This window comes from Oricola indica (assembly GCF_019966595.1).
GTDB classification, from domain to species: Bacteria; Pseudomonadota; Alphaproteobacteria; order Rhizobiales; family Rhizobiaceae; genus Oricola; species Oricola indica.
The window spans coordinates 379,097-393,903 of sequence record NZ_JAINFJ010000001.1 but is presented as its reverse complement, the minus strand read 5'-3'; the positions used below and the strand labels follow the sequence as shown (position 1 = coordinate 393,903).

The window sequence follows — 14,807 nt, the reverse complement described above, 5'->3', positions numbered from 1 at the left end:
CACGGACGGGAGGAATCGGAACATGGGCGGCTACATTCTGGCCATCGATCAGGGCACGACATCGTCGCGCGCGATCATCTTCGACGGCGATCAGAAGATCGCGGGCGTTGGCCAGAAGGAATTCCCGCAGCACTTTCCGAAGTCCGGCTGGGTGGAACACGAGTTGGAGGACATCTGGCAAAGCGTGGCCGCGACCTGCCGCGCGGCGATCGCCGATGCGGGCATCGCGGCGTCCGACATCGCTGCTATCGGCATCACAAATCAGCGCGAGACAGTGGCGCTCTGGGACAGGGCGACCGGCGAACCCGTCCATCGCGCCATCGTCTGGCAGGACCGGCGCACCGCCGACTTCTGCGACGATCTGAAGGCGAAGGGCCACGAGGCCGAGTTCACGGCGAAAACCGGGCTGCTGCTCGATCCGTATTTCTCCGGCACCAAGATCGCCTGGCTGCTCGACAATGTCGACGGGCTCAGGGCACGCGCCGAGGCCGGCGAAATCGCGTTCGGCACCATCGATACCTTTCTGATCTGGCGGCTGACCGGCGGCGCGCGCCATGTCACGGACGCGACGAACGCGGCGCGCACGCTGATCTTTAATATCGATGAAGAGAATTGGGACGAAGAACTGCTGTCCATCCTGCGCATTCCCCGCGCGATCCTGCCCGAGGTGCTCGATTGCGCTGCCGATTTCGGAACCGCGACGGCCGACATTCTCGGTGCGGAGATCCCGGTTTATGGTGTGGCGGGCGACCAGCAGGCGGCGACCATTGGCCAGGCCTGTTTCGAGCCGGGTATGTTCAAGTCGACCTATGGGACCGGCTGCTTCGCTCTGCTCAACACCGGCACCGATCGCGTCGCCTCGAAGAACCGTATGCTCACCACCATCGCCTATCGCCTGAACGGCGAGACGACCTATGCGCTGGAAGGCTCGATCTTCATGGCGGGCGCCTCGGTGCAATGGCTGCGCGACGGGCTCGGTATCATCGAAAGCGCGGCCGAAAGCGGCGCGATGGCGGAGAAGGCCGACCCCGAGCAGGACGTTTATCTAGTGCCGGCCTTCGTCGGACTGGGTGCGCCGCACTGGGACGCCAATGCGCGCGGCGCGCTGTTCGGCCTCACGCGCGGCACCGGCCCGAACGAGATCGCCAAGGCGACGCTGGAGGCGGTTTGCTACCAGACGCGCGATCTGCTTGAGGCGATGCATGACGACTGGGATGCGCCGGACCATGCCTCGACGACGTTGCGCGTCGATGGCGGCATGGTCGTCTCCGATTGGACGATGCAGTGCCTCGCCGACATTCTCGACGCGCCGGTCGACCGGCCGAAGGTGCTTGAGACAACGGCGCTGGGAGCGGCCTGGCTCGCCGGCTCATATGCCGGTGTCTGGCCGGATCGCGCCGAATTCGCCGAGAGCTGGGCGCTGGAGCGCCAGTTCGCGCCGAAGATGGCCAAAGACGAACGGTCACGGAAATATGCCGGCTGGAAGGACGCGGTGGGACGGACCTTGTCGTCCCGGTGACGTTCAGCGCTTCGGCCTTGCCATCCGGTCCAGGATCCGCAAAGCCGCATTGACCGTCTCGAGTTCGCCGCTGTCGAGCCGTGCCAGCAATTCATCCTCGCGCGCTTTCAATAATGCGGTCAGCGCTTCATAGCCTTTTCGGCCGGTCCGGGTGAGCGTCAGATGCTCGATCCTGCGGTCGGCGTCATCCCGGTCGCGCTCCAGCCAGCGGCGGCTTTCAAGCGCCGTGACGGCGCGCGAGACCTTGGTTTTGTGCAACCCTGTTCGGCGCACGATCTCGCGAGCCGTCAGCGTTTCCGCTTCTCCCAGATGCGCGAGAACCTGCCATTCCGGGCGGGTCATGCCGTGCTGGTCGCGATAGACCGGCTGGAAATGCCGGCTGACCGCATCCGAAAGGCGATCGAGCCGGTAGGCGAGAAAGTTATCGAGATCGAACGTCACAGGCCGCCCTGCGCGGTGACGAAGTCGACGATCTCGCTCACACCGCTTGCGTGTTTCAGATCGGTGAACAGGAAAGGCTTGTCGGCGCGGCCAGCCTCTGCGTCGCGTCGCATCCGCTCCAGGTCGGCGCCGACATAGGGCGCAAGATCGGCCTTGTTGATGATCAGCAGATCGGAACGCGTGATCGCGGGACCGCCCTTTCGCGGAATGTCGTCGCCCTGGCATACGGAAATCACGTAGAGCGACAGGTCGGCCAGATCCGGAGAGAAGGTTGCGGCGAGATTGTCGCCGCCGGATTCGATGAAGACGATGTCGAGGTCGGGCACGCGCTCGCGCAGCCTTTCGATGGCGCGCAGATTGATCGAGGCGTCCTCGCGGATCGCCGTGTGCGGGCAGCCGCCGGTCTCCACGCCTTCGATCCGCTCGGCCGGCAGAGCCTGCATGCGGGTCAGGGCCTCGGCGTCTTCCGCCGTGTAGATATCGTTGGTGACGACGCCCACGGAATAGGTGTCGCGCATGGCCTTGCAGAGTTCGGCGGTCAGCGTCGTCTTGCCGGAACCGACGGGGCCGCCGATGCCGACGCGCAACGGGCCGTTGGGGGAGGTGGTCATGACAGGAACAGCCTTGATGAAAGTGTTTCGTGTTTCATGGCCGCAATGTCTGCCAAAACCGTGCTGCTGCCAAGATCGTCCAGCGTTGACGATGCGGCACGCTTTGCGACTCGCGCGATGACCGGCTCCAGCTCCGCCAGCAGCTTCGCCGCGCCGCGCTGGCCGGTGACGGACAAGCGGATCGCGACCTGCAACTGGTTGGCGACGAAGGCGTGCAGGAAGGCCTGCGTCGCGTCGCCCAACGCGATCCCGTCCCGGCCGCAGGCGACGCCGACTGCGACGCAAAGCGGCGTTCCGCGCGGCGGCAATTCATCTTCTTCAAACCAGTTGGCGGCGGCTTCTAGGAAGCCCGTTCCCTGGTCGATCGTCTCGCGGTGGCGTTCCGCCGATCCGGTCATGGCACGGGCGAGGGCGGCGGTCTCGGCTATTGTCGCCTCGTCGCGTGCGGCGCGCCACGCTGCCGCGAAGAAAACCGCATCGTTCCATTGCGGCCCGGCGTCGAGCAACGCCGTTAGCCAATTTTGCAGCGACTGCGCGTCGGTGACATTGCCTTCGGCGACGGCCTGTTCGAGTGCGGCGGAGTAGGCATAAGCGCCGGTCGGGAAAACCGGGGAGAGCCACGACATCAGGCGTAGCAGGTGGGCTGGCGCGCCGGTCACTGCTCGACTCTCTTGGCGAGGTCGGCCAGATCTCCGATCATCGCATAGTGCAGTTCGCGTGCCAGCTTCAGCGAAGGCCCGATGACGAAAAATGCTGAACCAACGACGAAGCACCAGATCGCGGGGTCTTGCCATGCCGCGTAGAAGAACATCCAGGAGCCGATGAGAAACAGCAGGCCGGCCAAAAATTCGATGATCGTGAATGCGAGTTCATAGGCCGCATAGAGCCTCTCGTGGCGCTTTGAATTGTGGCGTGTTTCGGGGGCGAAGATCTTCATGAGCGGTCTCCTGTTCCTCGGTTTTCCTCGGTCAGGTCAGTGCTCCACGGAACCCGAGAAGATATGGATCACGACCACGCCGGCGATGATCAGGCAAAGCCCGATGATGGCGGGAAAATCAAGCTTCTGGCCGAGCGCCAGCCAGGCCGCCAGGGTGATCAGGACAATGCCCGCGCCCGACCAGATCGCGTAGACGATGCCTGCGGGAATGACCCGGATTGGAAAGGACAGGAGCCAGAAAGACAGGGCGTAGAAGACGATGGTGATCACGCTCGGCCAGAGCCGTGTGAAACTCTCGGTGCGCACAAGCGCGGTTGTCGCGACGACTTCAGCGGCGATCGCCGCGCCGAGCAACAGGTAATTGAAGATCGGAATCGGGGGCATGCGCGAGCTTTCGATCATCCGCGAGGAGGCGGTCAGTGGTCATGATGGTGATGATGGCCGTCGCCATGGTCGTGGGCGGCGTGAGCTCCTCCATAGGCGCCACCTTCGGGATCGAACGGTGCGCTGGTTTCTGCGACCGATGCGCCGAGCCCTTCCAGCATTTCGCGGATCACGTGATCGTGGCGAATCAGGATGCGGTCGGGGAAGATCTGGGCGGCGAGGTGGCGATTGCCGATCTGCCAGGCGAGCGCCAGCAGGTGTCGGGCGTCGCTTGCGCGCACTTCGTAGAGCGCTTCCGGTTCGGCGTGGACCTCGATTACCCGGCCGTCATCGAGCAGGAGCCCATCGCCATGGCGCAGCAGGCGCGCCTCGGCAAGGTCGAGGAGGAATTCGATCCCGTTGTCGGAGACCATCTTCATGCGCCGGCGATGACGCGCGGTCTCGTCCAGCGTGATGGTGTCGGCGGGATCGTGGAAATGTCTGGTGACGGAGGAGGCGGTCGGCATGGCGCTGAGACTACACCGGATTTCCGGTCATACGCCAGCGCCGGACAGGCAACGGGCGGGAATTTTCCCGCCCTGCGTCATGGCGTCGATCAGAGGCGCTTCATCGCTGCGCGCATCGCCGCATCGCGGGTGGTGCCGCGTGCGCGGAATACGGCTTCGGGCGTGTCGTAAAGGCCATTCATTTCGCGGGCGACAGCCACGGAATTGACGAGGCCTGAAACGGCGTTGCCGAACGACGAGAAGAAAGTGCGGGATTTTACGGTCATGATGGCCCTCCGGAATATTGCCTGTGTCGAACATAGGCGCATTGTTGCGCTGCAACAAATGCGTCAGCGGCGTGGCTGCCATGCATATTTGGATGGGTCGCTTCAGCTCTGCCGCAAATGCGCAGTTCGCCCGCGCCGAAACGACCAGGGCACGAGCAGGATCAGCAATACGATCGTCGCCACACACGACGTGGCCGACGTGCCGTCACGCCATAGACTGGAGGCGTGACGGCAACCATTGGCCGGAAGGGATGGCGCGTCTCGCGCGCGGTTCAGCCCAGCACCAGCTTTTCGATCTCGTGGACGGGATGGCCGGTCAGGTCCTTGGATACATCGGCGACGATCTTGGCCTGAACCTCCTTGTGCATCTCCTTGCGCAATTCGCCGAGGACCGCCGGCGCGGCGACAAGGACGATCTCGGAGAAGCTGCCCTTGTGGGCGTGCTTGTAGAGACGATCGGCGATTTCATGCGCGAAGCGGTCCTTTTCGATCCGGTGCCAGTCGGTCTCCTGAACTGCGCTGCGATGCGAGCCGCCGCCGTCATTCAACCGGCCCGGCTTGTCGGTGCCCTGTTCGCGGGTGGCGGGATTTTCGTGTTCGAATTCGCGGAAGACGGTGAGATTGGGAAATTTCTCGTCGCCGTCATTGCGCAGGAACAGCGCCTTTTCGCCATCGGCGATCACCAGCCAGCCATTGTTGTTGAGCTTGATATCCGACATGAGGACCTCCTTGGTTCGTTTACGCTGCTTATCTAGTGACAGAATGTGGCGGCGCCGGAATTGACGTGACTCAAATCCGGAAGGAGCGCCCTTCGATAGTGCCATCACGGGAAAAGCGTTCCACGCACTCTCCGTCGGGTGCGAGAAGGAAGCCTGATTTTCCCAGTGCCTCGGCGATCGCGTCCCGTTCAACCGGGTCATAGATCTCGAAATGGAGATTGCCGTATTTGCAGGGTGTTGCGACGGCGCGTGAGCCTTGCGCGGTCATCAGCATCGCCGGCGCGGACCCGTCCGCACGCGCGATGCGGAAGAAATGTGGCAGCAGCCGGCTCAGATCGTTGGGGTCGCAGACGATGCCTCCATCGAATGCGCGGGTGAAGCCGAGCTCGATGAGCGCGTTGGCGGCCGCGGCGGCCGGTGGATGGTCCAGCTCGCGCGCCAGCAGCGGCCGTCTGGCTTCTGTGATCAGCAGGATATGGTTCCAGCCGACCCTTTGCGCAAAGTCGGAGAAAAGCCCTCCGATCCGGTCGGTGAAGTCTTCGAAGGATGAAGAGTCTGTTTCGGCGACGAGGCGGCCCGCGTAGTCGAGGCGCGGAGGTTCGCCCTGAAATTCGTCGCAAAGCGCCATGAAGGAGGCGATGGTTTCTCCATTCATTGCGTCCGCCTGTTCCGCCGACAGAACCACAGGCTCTTCAGCGTCGTCGCCAAGCCACGCGTGGTCTCCGGCGGCAACCAGATGCGGTTCCGGGTCGTACATGGCCGCTTGCCATGAGCGCATATATGCGGCGAGCACGTCGTGGCGCGTGAGCAGATCCTTCCGGGTCACGAAGCGGATTGTCATGATGAAACCGCGCACGGAGTGGTCACTTCGTTCCCACCCAGGGCCTTTTCCGTGGTCGAAGTGCCGTTCGCTGACCTGTCAGTCGGGACGGATCCGCAGTCGGTTGCGATCAAGAGAGCATTTTCCTCCTCGGTTGCCTATCTCCGGCGGAGACCAAGAAAGCCTGCAACATTTTTCCGATAGAAGTTCCTGCGGCTTTGCCCGGACGGAGATCGATGGCCCGGTGATTGTGAAAGATCATCTAGCGTCGCTCCGGGAAAGATTATCCGCGATCGGACTCCTGAGTGCAATTGCCAGACTGCGCGGTGTTTCGACATGGCGAAACCTTACGATAGCCACATGGAGAGACCGGCCGGTGGCGTTACTGGCCCGTCCTGCGGGCTTCTGGGCAGAAATGCCGATCTAGTGCATTCTAGGTTGCTACAGAATCGAATGCGCTGCCTCTCGCCTTCGGCTCGAATGGGCGTCCCGCTGCTGATGTTTCAATCCAAAAAACTGAATTGCACTAGAACAGGAAATACCGCTGTGCCATCGGCAGTTCCGTTGCCGGTTCGCAGGTCAGCAATTCGCCATTGGCGCGCACTTCGTATGTCTCGGGATCGACCTCGATCTCCGGGGTCAGGTCGTTGAGCACCATCGATGCCTTGGAAATGCCGCTGCGGGTGTTTTCCACCGCCACCAGCTCCTTGTCGATGCCCAGCATGTCGCCAAGACCGGCATCCAGCGCCGCGTTGGAGGTGAACACGACGGAGGAATTGGTCAGCGCCTTTCCGTAGGCGCCGAACATGTAGCGGTAATGCACCGGCTGCGGCGTCGGGATCGAGGCGTTCGGATCGCCCATGGGTGCGGCGGCAATGGACCCGCCGATCAGCACCATGTCGGGCTTCGCGCCGAAGAAGGCGGGGTTCCAGAGTACCAGGTCGGCGCGCTTGCCGACCTCGATGGAGCCGATTTCGGCCGACATACCATGCGCGATGGCCGGGTTGATGGTGTATTTTGCGATGTAGCGGCGCACGCGGAAATTGTCGTTCTGGCCGCTTTCCTCGGGCAGGCGACCGCGCTGGCGCTTCATCTTGTCGGCGGTCTGCCAGGTGCGGATGATGACCTCGCCGACGCGGCCCATCGCCTGGCTGTCCGACGCGATGATCGAGAACGCGCCCATGTCGTGCAGGATGTCTTCAGCCGCGATGGTTTCCTTGCGGATTCGACTTTCCGCAAAGGCGACGTCTTCGGGGATCTGGGCGTCGAGGTGGTGGCAGACCATCAGCATGTCGAGATGCTCGTCCACCGTGTTGACCGTGTAGGGACGCGTCGGGTTGGTTGATGACGGGATGATGTTGGACAGTCCGCAGACCTTTATGATGTCCGGCGCATGGCCGCCGCCGGCGCCCTCCGTGTGGAAGGCGTGGATCGTGCGTCCCGCGATGGCCTCGACGGTCGATTCGACGAACCCGCTCTCGTTGAGCGTGTCGGTATGGATCATCACCTGCACGTCGTAATCGTCGGCGACCGACAGGCAGTTGTGGATTGCGCCGGGCGTCGTGCCCCAATCCTCGTGCAGCTTCAGCGAGCAGGCGCCGCCGACGATCATCTCCTTGAGCGCGCCGGGCAGGGCCGCATTGCCCTTGCCCGAGAAGGCCAGGTTCATGGGGAAGGCGTCCGCGGACTGAATCATGCGGCCGATATGCCAGGGGCCGGGTGTGCAGGTGGTGGCCAGCGTGCCGTGAGCCGGGCCGGTGCCGCCGCCAAGCATGGTGGTCAGCCCGCTCATCAGCGCTTCCTCGATCTGCTGCGGGCAGATGTAGTGAATATGTGCGTCGAAGCCGCCGGCGGTCAGAATCTTGCCTTCGCCGGCAATCGCCTCCGTGCCGGGCCCGATGATGATGTCGATCCCGGGCTGGGTGTCGGGATTGCCCGCCTTGCCGATCGAATGGATGCGCCCATCCTTCAGGCCGATATCGGCCTTGTAGATGCCGGTGTGATCGACAACCAGCGCATTGGTGATGACAGTATCGACCGCGCCGTTCATGCGTGTCGTCTGGCTCTGGCCCATGCCGTCGCGGATGACCTTGCCGCCACCGAACTTCACTTCCTCGCCATAGACGGTGAAATCGTCCTCGACCTCAATGAAGAGTTCGGTGTCGGCGAGGCGAACCTTGTCGCCGGTTGTCGGGCCGAACATGTCGGCATAGGCGGCGCGGGAAATCTTGGCGGGCATGGATTTCGTCCCTCTTTCGTCAGTGGAGTGTCAGTCGCATGTGAACGACGCGTTCATCGCAAGTGTCAAACCCGTCGGTGGAGTCGTGGTGCTCGAAGTCAACGGTTTCACAGAGCGGTAGGGTTGCGGCATGACGGTCGATCGTATCGACCGTGTCGGTATCGGCGTCCGCACGGACTTTTTGGATTGTCGCTGCGCCGGTTTCGGCATCAGTAGGTCTCCATAAGCCCGCGCAGCTCTTCGATGCGCCTTTGCGTCATCGTCGCCTTGCAGGAAAAGGTGATCAGGGGCCTGATCGAGCCGCCCGCGAATTGCGCGCCCTCCGCCTCGCATTGACCGTCGCGATAGTCGATCCAGGCGCGCTGCGCCTTGAGCAGGTTCTCCGCGCCATTCGCCTGTTCGGGAAAATGCTCGCTGCTTTCCGCGTCCATTGCCGCCATCCGGGCGCGCACATCCGGCCAGATCGCGTTCAACGTGGCATCGGTTTCCTGCCATTCCTGGTAGGCGCAGTAGTTCATGCCCTGTTGCGGCAGATTGTCGGCGTCGGCGCAATCCCAGTCCTGTGCGTGGGCGGCCGCCGGGATCGAAACCAATACCATGGACAGCCATGTCGGGACGCGCTGCATCGCGCGTCGCACGCGGCGGAACGGTCTGTCGATCTGATTGCCGCCTTGCATCAACCTCAGCTACTCCGCGCGTTCAGTGTTGCCATTCCATCGCCTCGCTTCAGCCGGCGCATGTAGGTCCGCATGATCCTTCTCCGCAGGAAGCGGGGAAGCAGCATCATCCACCAGCGCTCCCCGAGTTCGATTACGCGGCTGTCCGGTCTCGGCTTGCGTCGCTCGACCGGTTTCCAGTTTGCCGTCAATTTTCCGTCGGGGCTGATGATCGACAGGATGGCGCTTCCCGGCCCCAGCGGCGATTTGAGATCGTCCTCCATCGCCACGACATGACAGGGCGCTTGAATGTCATTCATCACTTCATCGACCAGATTCTCCCAGTCTAGAGTGCGGTATTTCTCGATGGCCGCGAAATCCTCCAGCTTCATGCGGGTGCCGCGGCTGCGCACACGATGGTAATACAGGCTCTCGATCCAGGAACGCGCGTTGCGCGTCGAGAACATGAAGACGGGCTCATCGGCGGCGAAAACGTCCGCGACCTCCTTCAGGATTGTGTTCGCATGCGGGAATATGCTTGCGGTATTCCTGTGATTTGGAAGCTGACCGCACAAGCTCTCGAAAGAGACGATCGCCGTCTTTGTTTCATGGCTTACCATGTCCTCGCGCAGCAGTTCGAGACCGGTACGCACGCGTCTGAGCGCGAGGCTGCTCGGCACGCGCCAGTAAAACAACAGACGCTTGTAGAGGTCCTGGACTAGCGGATGTTCACTATAGACATAAAATCGGTAGCCGCTCGGCGCGAGCGGTGCGTTTTCCGTCAGCAGTTTCTGAATCGAACTGGTCGCGGTCTTGTGAAAACCGCCGTGGATGTAGACCTTCATCCGGGTGTCCTTTCGGACTGGATGCGGACGGCAATCATAGCTTGCCCATCACCTCGCGCCGGAAGCCGTAGACGGTGCGGTCGCCGGTGAGCGGCACGAGAGTCACGTCACGTTCCTGGCCGGGCTCGAAGCGCACCGCGGTGCCCGACGCGATGTCGAGCCGCATGCCGCGCGCCTTTTCGCGGTCGAAATCGAGCGACGGATTGGTCTCGAAGAAATGATAGTGCGAACCGACCTGGACCGGGCGGTCGCCGGTGTTGGCGACCTTCAGCGTGACGGTCGGCGCATCCTCGTTGAGCGTGATGTCGCCTTCGGCGGTGATGATTTCTCCGGGGATCATGGACGTCTCCTAACCTGCGACTGCAAGAGCAAGGCCGTAAGCGGCGGTCGCGCCGCCGGCGACCCGTAGCGCGATGCGGCCTTTCGGGCCTTCGAACAGCCGCATAAGCCCGATGCCGACACCGACGCCGGCAAGATGCAGCAGCGAGGTGGCGACGACGAAGCCGGCACCGAAGGCGAGCGCGCCGGCAGATCCGAGTTCGGAGCCATGCGCGTAGCCGTGGAACACCGCAAAGAAGCCCGTCACTCCAAGCACCCATTCGACAGGGATGGGCGCGGCGAGCGCGATCAACAGTCCGAAAGCGACGATGGAGGCAAGGATCACCGGCTCGACATAGGGCAGCGGCAGACCGACGAAGGATGCCGCGAAGCCTGCCGCCATCAGCGTGACGAAGGTCACCGGCACGGCCCAGATGGCCCGCCCGCCGATCAGCGCGGCCCACAGGCCGACGGCCACCATGGCGAGGATATGATCCACGCCGAACAGCGGATGCGAGAAGCCGGAGGCCAGCGAACCGTGCTCGCCCGGATCGAGATGGGCGAATGCCGGCGCGGCGGAAGCTACGAGCAGGGCGGTTGCGACAAGGAGGCGTTTCATCGAGTTGTCCTTTCGGTTGGCGCTCAGGCGGCCTTCGATTTCTTGACTGCGGTCTTGATTTCGGTTTCGAGCCGGGAGGCGGATGCATCGAACCGGGCTTCAAGCTTTGGCTCGATGCCACGGCAGACATCGACGACGCGACGCGCCCATTTCAGGTATCTGGCGTTGGGGCCGGCGTGGAACCGCCTGGCCGGCAGGCCGATCAGTTCCTCGACATTCGACGTCTTGTCCGCGAGCTTCAACCTCTTGACGCGCGGGCCGGCCCCGGCGGTGTGGGTGACCTGGCGCTCGCGGCGTGCCTTGCCCTTGAGGCCCGGCGGGTCGGTCACATCCATCACCAGTTCCGAGATCTCGTCGCCGAACTCTGCGCGGATATCGGCTTCCGTGACATTGGTATCCTCGATCGCATCATGCAGGTAGCAGGCGGCTACCAGAACCGGGTCGAACGGCTCCAGTTCGGCGCACATCGCCGCCACTTCCGCGAGGTGGTTGAAATAGGCGTCGCCCCTGTCCTCGCGCACGATGCCGTCATGCGCCTTTGCGGCGTAGGCGACGGCGCGGGCGATGGTGGCGTGCTGATGCACTGTCAAAGGCTCCTCGGTCCGTACATCGGCCTACCGGATCGGCTCGTGAACGGTGACGAGCTTGGTCCCGTCCGGAAATGTCGCCTCGACCTGGATGTCGTGGATCATCTCTGGGATGCCATCCATCACCTGGTCCCTGGTGATGACATGCGCGCCCGCTTCCATGAGGTCGGCAACGGAGCGGCCGTCCCGGGCGCCTTCCACCACGAAATCGGTAATCAGGGCGATGGATTCCGGATGGTTGAGCTTGACGCCTCTCGCCAGCCTCTTGCGGGCGACCTCGGCCGCCATGGCGATGAGGAGTTTGTCTTTTTCGCGCGGTGTCAGCTGCATCAATTCCCCCGAAACAGGCTCTGGCGGTGCGGGTCAACGGGTCGGACGACCCGGCGCCATCGTGGAAAAAATGGCGCGGAATCGCAAGCTTAATGTGCAAAGCGGTGTTTTGATCTGCCATTGCCTAATAATTGGGCATCGCCGAGCGATGCATGGCGAAACCTGATTTATTTTACACCTTGAAAAAAAGAATGCGACCCGTTTGAATGGCCGGACGTCGCGAAACCGCGCCGGGGAGGAAACAATGTATCTCGGAATCGACCTCGGCACGTCGAGCGTCAAGGCGCTTCTCATCGATCATGATCAGCGAATCGTGGATTCGGCTTCCGCCGAGGTGGATCTGTCGCGGCCGCATCACGGCTGGTCGGAGCAGGATCCCGCCGACTGGATCGCGGCCACGGAACAGGCGCTGTCCGAACTGAAGCGCGACCATGCCGCCGAAATGGCGGCCGTGCGCGGTATAGGCCTGTCGGGTCACATGCATGGCGCGACGCTGCTTGACGGTGACGACACCGTGCTCCGGCCCTGCATCATGTGGAACGATGTGCGCTCCCACGCGGAAGCCGCAGCACTCGATTCCGATCCGCGCTTTCGTTCGATCACCGGCAACATCGTCTTTCCGGGCTTCACCGCGCCCAAGCTGGTCTGGGTCAAGAACAACGAACCCGAAATTTTCGCTAAAGTCCGCAAGGTGCTGTTGCCGAAGGATTATCTGCGCCTCTGGCTGACTGGCGAGCACATTTCCGAAATGTCCGATTCGGCCGGAACGAGCTGGCTCGATACCGGCGCGAGGGCATGGTCGGCAGACCTTCTCTCTGCGACGGACCTCTCGGAGGACGCCATGCCGTCGCTCGTCGAGGGGAGCGAAGCAGGCGGACAGTTGCGCGCGGAAATCGCGACGCGTTTCGGCATGAATGCGGGAATCACGGTCGCCGGAGGGGCGGGCGACAATGCAGCCGCCGCGATCGGCATGGGGACGATCCATGATGGCTCCGCCTTCGCTTCGCTCGGAACGTCGGGTGTGTTGTTCGCCGCCAACAACGCCTATCTGCCGAACGCGGAAAGCGCGGTTCACGCTTTCTGCCATGCGTTGCCGAACACGTGGCACCAGATGGGCGTGATCCTGTCAGCGACGGATTCGCTCAACTGGTATGAAAAAATCACCGGTATTGATGCGGCGGACATGACGGATGCGCTGGGAGAGAGCCTCGACGCGCCGTCCGGCGTGATCTTCCTGCCGTATCTCGGCGGCGAGCGCACGCCGCATAACGACGCCTCCATTCGCGGGGCCTTTGTCGGCGTTGGCCATGAAAGCGACCGGAACGCGCTGACGCGTTCTGTCCTGGAAGGGGTCAGCTTCGCTTTCCGCGATTGCCTTGAAGCCCTGCAGGCGGCGGGCACCTCGCTCGACAGCGTCACGGCGGTCGGAGGCGGCTCGCGCTCGGCCTATTGGCTGAAGCTGCTGGCGACGGTGCTCGGCGTTCCCGTGCAAGTTCCCGCAGATGGCGATTTCGGTGCGGCTTTCGGTGCCGCCCGGCTTGGCCTGATGGCAGCCGAAGGCGCCGATCCGGCAGCCGTCTGCACGCCGCCCGACATCCAACGCGTTCACGAACCTGAAAGCGGCCTTTCGGCGGCGTATGGCGATGCCCATGCGCGCTACAAGGCGCTCTATCCGGCCATAAAGGGAGTCATGACATGAGCACCGGCTTTTTCGGCGACATCACGAAGATCGAATACGAAGGACCGGACAGCGCCAATCCGCTCGCCTTCCGCCACTACGACCCGGACGAGGTCGTGATGGGAAAGCGGCTGGAGGACCATCTCCGCTTTGCCGTCGCCTACTGGCATTCCTTTGCCTGGGAGGGGGGTGACCCGTTCGGCGGCCGCACTTTCGACCGGCCATGGTATCCGCAGGATTCCATGGAGCGCGCAAAGCTCAAGGCCGATGTCGCCTTCGAGATGTTCTCGCTGCTCGGCAATCCGTTCTACTGTTTCCATGACGCGGACGTGCGGCCGGAAGGATCGAACTTCGCCGAGAACACGAAGAATCTCGAGGAAATCGTCGATTATTTCGCCGAAAAACAGGCGCAGACGGGCGTGAACCTCCTCTGGGGCACAGCCAACCTTTTCAGCCACCGACGCTACATGTCCGGCGCGGCGACCAACCCGAACCCGGACGTCTTCGCCTTTGCCGCGGCGACCGTGAAAACTTGCATGGACGCCACGCACAAGCTCGGCGGCGCGAATTACGTTCTGTGGGGCGGTCGTGAGGGTTACGAAACGCTGCTCAATACCGACCTCAAGCGCGAAGACCAGCAGCTCGGCCGCTTCCTGAACCTCGTCGTCGAGTACAAGCACAAGATCGGCTTCGAGGGCACGATCCTGATCGAGCCGAAGCCGCAGGAGCCGACAAAGCACCAGTACGACTACGACGTCGCGACGGTCTACGGCTTCCTGAAGCGCCACGGGCTCGAAAACGAGGTGAAGGTCAATATCGAGCAAGGCCATGCGATCCTTGCGGGCCACTCATTCGAGCACGAACTGGAGCTGGCGCAGGCGCTCGGCATTTTCGGTTCCATCGACATGAACCGCAACGACTACCAGTCCGGCTGGGACACCGACCAGTTCCCGAACAACACGCCGGAAGTCGCTCTTGCCTATTACGCGATCCTCAAGGGTGGTGGCTTCACCACCGGCGGAACCAATTTCGACGCCAAGCTGCGCCGCCAGTCGCTCGACGCGGAAGATCTCCTGCACGCTCACATCGGCGGCATGGATATCTGCGCGCGGGGCCTCAAGGCGGCGGCGAAGATGGTCGAGGACGGTGTGCTGACCGATTTCGTCGAGGATCGCTACAAGCACTGGAATATTCCGGAAGCCAAGAAGATGCTGGACGGCGGCTTCACGCTCGGGGAGATCGAGGAATGGGTCCGTAAGGCGGACATCAATCCCGATCCGGTTTCCGGCCGCCAGGAATATCTGGAGAACGTCGTCAACCGCTACGTCTGAG

Annotated in this window: 19 protein-coding genes; 3 read left to right on the top strand and 16 right to left on the bottom strand. The window is 62.8% G+C overall.

Annotated features, from left to right (window positions below):
- Positions 1-22 precede the first annotated feature (22 nt).
- On the top strand, positions 23-1,519 hold the full coding sequence (gene glpK / locus LC343_RS01880) for a glycerol kinase GlpK (protein ID WP_223475391.1): 1,497 nt from the start codon (positions 23-25) through the stop codon (positions 1,517-1,519).
- 3 nt (positions 1,520-1,522) lie between these two features.
- On the opposite strand, the gene LC343_RS01875 is transcribed toward glpK, so the two are convergent.
- The 16 genes from LC343_RS01875 to LC343_RS01800 all read right to left on the bottom strand — a co-directional run bounded on the left by LC343_RS01875 (position 1,523) and on the right by LC343_RS01800 (position 11,797).
- Entirely contained in the window at positions 1,523-1,960 is a 438-nt protein-coding gene (locus LC343_RS01875; protein WP_223475390.1) for a MarR family winged helix-turn-helix transcriptional regulator, read from the bottom strand.
- Positions 1,957-2,571 (bottom strand): urease accessory protein UreG, encoded by a 615-nt coding sequence (gene ureG / locus LC343_RS01870; RefSeq protein WP_223475389.1) that lies wholly within the window; start codon positions 2,569-2,571, stop codon positions 1,957-1,959. The genes LC343_RS01875 and ureG overlap by 4 nt, the downstream gene beginning before the upstream one ends.
- On the bottom strand, positions 2,568-3,197 hold the full coding sequence (locus LC343_RS01865; RefSeq protein ID WP_223476091.1) for an urease accessory protein UreF: 630 nt from the start codon (positions 3,195-3,197) through the stop codon (positions 2,568-2,570). The genes ureG and LC343_RS01865 overlap by 4 nt, the downstream gene beginning before the upstream one ends.
- A gap of 29 nt (positions 3,198-3,226) precedes the next feature.
- The gene (locus tag LC343_RS01860; protein ID WP_223475388.1) at positions 3,227-3,508 is read right to left on the bottom strand and encodes a YrhK family protein; all 282 of its coding nucleotides are present in this window, start codon (positions 3,506-3,508) and stop codon (positions 3,227-3,229) included.
- A gap of 36 nt (positions 3,509-3,544) precedes the next feature.
- Positions 3,545-3,892 carry an SMR family transporter gene (locus LC343_RS01855; protein WP_223475387.1) on the bottom strand — a complete coding sequence of 116 codons (348 nt, stop codon included), beginning with the start codon at positions 3,890-3,892 and terminating at the stop codon, positions 3,545-3,547.
- A gap of 32 nt (positions 3,893-3,924) precedes the next feature.
- Positions 3,925-4,398 carry an urease accessory protein UreE gene (locus tag LC343_RS01850; protein WP_223475386.1) on the bottom strand — a complete coding sequence of 158 codons (474 nt, stop codon included), beginning with the start codon at positions 4,396-4,398 and terminating at the stop codon, positions 3,925-3,927.
- Positions 4,399-4,487: 89 nt separating this feature from the next.
- Positions 4,488-4,664, bottom strand: a complete 177-nt coding sequence (locus tag LC343_RS01845) for a hypothetical protein (RefSeq protein WP_223475385.1) — start codon at positions 4,662-4,664, stop codon at positions 4,488-4,490.
- A 272-nt stretch (positions 4,665-4,936) separates the two neighbouring features.
- Complete coding sequence (locus LC343_RS01840; RefSeq protein WP_223475384.1) at positions 4,937-5,383, bottom strand: baeRF12 domain-containing protein; 447 nt, start codon at positions 5,381-5,383, stop codon at positions 4,937-4,939.
- Between the two features lie 70 nt (positions 5,384-5,453).
- The gene (locus tag LC343_RS01835; RefSeq protein ID WP_223475383.1) at positions 5,454-6,224 is read right to left on the bottom strand and encodes a hypothetical protein; all 771 of its coding nucleotides are present in this window, start codon (positions 6,222-6,224) and stop codon (positions 5,454-5,456) included.
- 505 nt (positions 6,225-6,729) lie between these two features.
- On the bottom strand, positions 6,730-8,442 hold the full coding sequence (gene ureC / locus LC343_RS01830) for an urease subunit alpha (protein ID WP_223475382.1): 1,713 nt from the start codon (positions 8,440-8,442) through the stop codon (positions 6,730-6,732).
- Between the two features lie 209 nt (positions 8,443-8,651).
- Positions 8,652-9,119, bottom strand: coding sequence for a lysozyme inhibitor LprI family protein (locus tag LC343_RS01825; RefSeq protein WP_223475381.1), 468 nt, complete (start codon positions 9,117-9,119; stop codon positions 8,652-8,654).
- A 5-nt stretch (positions 9,120-9,124) separates the two neighbouring features.
- On the bottom strand, positions 9,125-9,943 hold the full coding sequence (locus tag LC343_RS01820) for a hypothetical protein (RefSeq protein WP_223475380.1): 819 nt from the start codon (positions 9,941-9,943) through the stop codon (positions 9,125-9,127).
- Positions 9,944-9,977: 34 nt separating this feature from the next.
- Positions 9,978-10,283 (bottom strand): urease subunit beta, encoded by a 306-nt coding sequence (locus LC343_RS01815; protein ID WP_223475379.1) that lies wholly within the window; start codon positions 10,281-10,283, stop codon positions 9,978-9,980.
- A 9-nt stretch (positions 10,284-10,292) separates the two neighbouring features.
- A complete protein-coding gene (locus LC343_RS01810) occupies positions 10,293-10,880 on the bottom strand; it encodes a HupE/UreJ family protein (RefSeq protein WP_223475378.1) in 588 nt (195 codons plus the stop codon).
- A gap of 23 nt (positions 10,881-10,903) precedes the next feature.
- Positions 10,904-11,464 (bottom strand): HD domain-containing protein, encoded by a 561-nt coding sequence (locus LC343_RS01805; protein WP_223475377.1) that lies wholly within the window; start codon positions 11,462-11,464, stop codon positions 10,904-10,906.
- Positions 11,465-11,494: 30 nt separating this feature from the next.
- On the bottom strand, positions 11,495-11,797 hold the full coding sequence (locus tag LC343_RS01800) for an urease subunit gamma (protein ID WP_223475376.1): 303 nt from the start codon (positions 11,795-11,797) through the stop codon (positions 11,495-11,497).
- A gap of 244 nt (positions 11,798-12,041) precedes the next feature.
- Between LC343_RS01800 and xylB the strand changes: the two genes are divergently transcribed.
- Positions 12,042-13,496 (top strand): xylulokinase, encoded by a 1,455-nt coding sequence (gene xylB / locus LC343_RS01795; RefSeq protein WP_223475375.1) that lies wholly within the window; start codon positions 12,042-12,044, stop codon positions 13,494-13,496.
- Entirely contained in the window at positions 13,493-14,806 is a 1,314-nt protein-coding gene (gene xylA, locus LC343_RS01790) for a xylose isomerase (protein WP_223475374.1), read from the top strand. The genes xylB and xylA overlap by 4 nt, the downstream gene beginning before the upstream one ends.
- The last annotated feature ends 1 nt before the right edge of the window (position 14,807 follow it).

Coding starts and splice junctions, on each gene's coding strand:
- glpK (WP_223475391.1), top strand. CDS start 23: ATGGGCGGCTACATTCTGGCCATCGATCAGGGCACGACATCGTCGCGC.
- ureG (WP_223475389.1), bottom strand. CDS start 2,571: ATGACCACCTCCCCCAACGGCCCGTTGCGCGTCGGCATCGGCGGCCCC.
- LC343_RS01865 (WP_223476091.1), bottom strand. CDS start 3,197: ATGTCGTGGCTCTCCCCGGTTTTCCCGACCGGCGCTTATGCCTACTCC.
- LC343_RS01860 (WP_223475388.1), bottom strand. CDS start 3,508: ATGAAGATCTTCGCCCCCGAAACACGCCACAATTCAAAGCGCCACGAG.
- LC343_RS01855 (WP_223475387.1), bottom strand. CDS start 3,892: ATGCCCCCGATTCCGATCTTCAATTACCTGTTGCTCGGCGCGGCGATC.
- LC343_RS01850 (WP_223475386.1), bottom strand. CDS start 4,398: ATGCCGACCGCCTCCTCCGTCACCAGACATTTCCACGATCCCGCCGAC.
- LC343_RS01845 (WP_223475385.1), bottom strand. CDS start 4,664: ATGACCGTAAAATCCCGCACTTTCTTCTCGTCGTTCGGCAACGCCGTT.
- LC343_RS01840 (WP_223475384.1), bottom strand. CDS start 5,383: ATGTCGGATATCAAGCTCAACAACAATGGCTGGCTGGTGATCGCCGAT.
- LC343_RS01835 (WP_223475383.1), bottom strand. CDS start 6,224: ATGACAATCCGCTTCGTGACCCGGAAGGATCTGCTCACGCGCCACGAC.
- ureC (WP_223475382.1), bottom strand. CDS start 8,442: ATGCCCGCCAAGATTTCCCGCGCCGCCTATGCCGACATGTTCGGCCCG.
- LC343_RS01825 (WP_223475381.1), bottom strand. CDS start 9,119: ATGCAAGGCGGCAATCAGATCGACAGACCGTTCCGCCGCGTGCGACGC.
- LC343_RS01820 (WP_223475380.1), bottom strand. CDS start 9,943: ATGAAGGTCTACATCCACGGCGGTTTTCACAAGACCGCGACCAGTTCG.
- LC343_RS01815 (WP_223475379.1), bottom strand. CDS start 10,283: ATGATCCCCGGAGAAATCATCACCGCCGAAGGCGACATCACGCTCAAC.
- LC343_RS01810 (WP_223475378.1), bottom strand. CDS start 10,880: ATGAAACGCCTCCTTGTCGCAACCGCCCTGCTCGTAGCTTCCGCCGCG.
- LC343_RS01800 (WP_223475376.1), bottom strand. CDS start 11,797: ATGCAGCTGACACCGCGCGAAAAAGACAAACTCCTCATCGCCATGGCG.
- xylB (WP_223475375.1), top strand. CDS start 12,042: ATGTATCTCGGAATCGACCTCGGCACGTCGAGCGTCAAGGCGCTTCTC.
- xylA (WP_223475374.1), top strand. CDS start 13,493: ATGAGCACCGGCTTTTTCGGCGACATCACGAAGATCGAATACGAAGGA.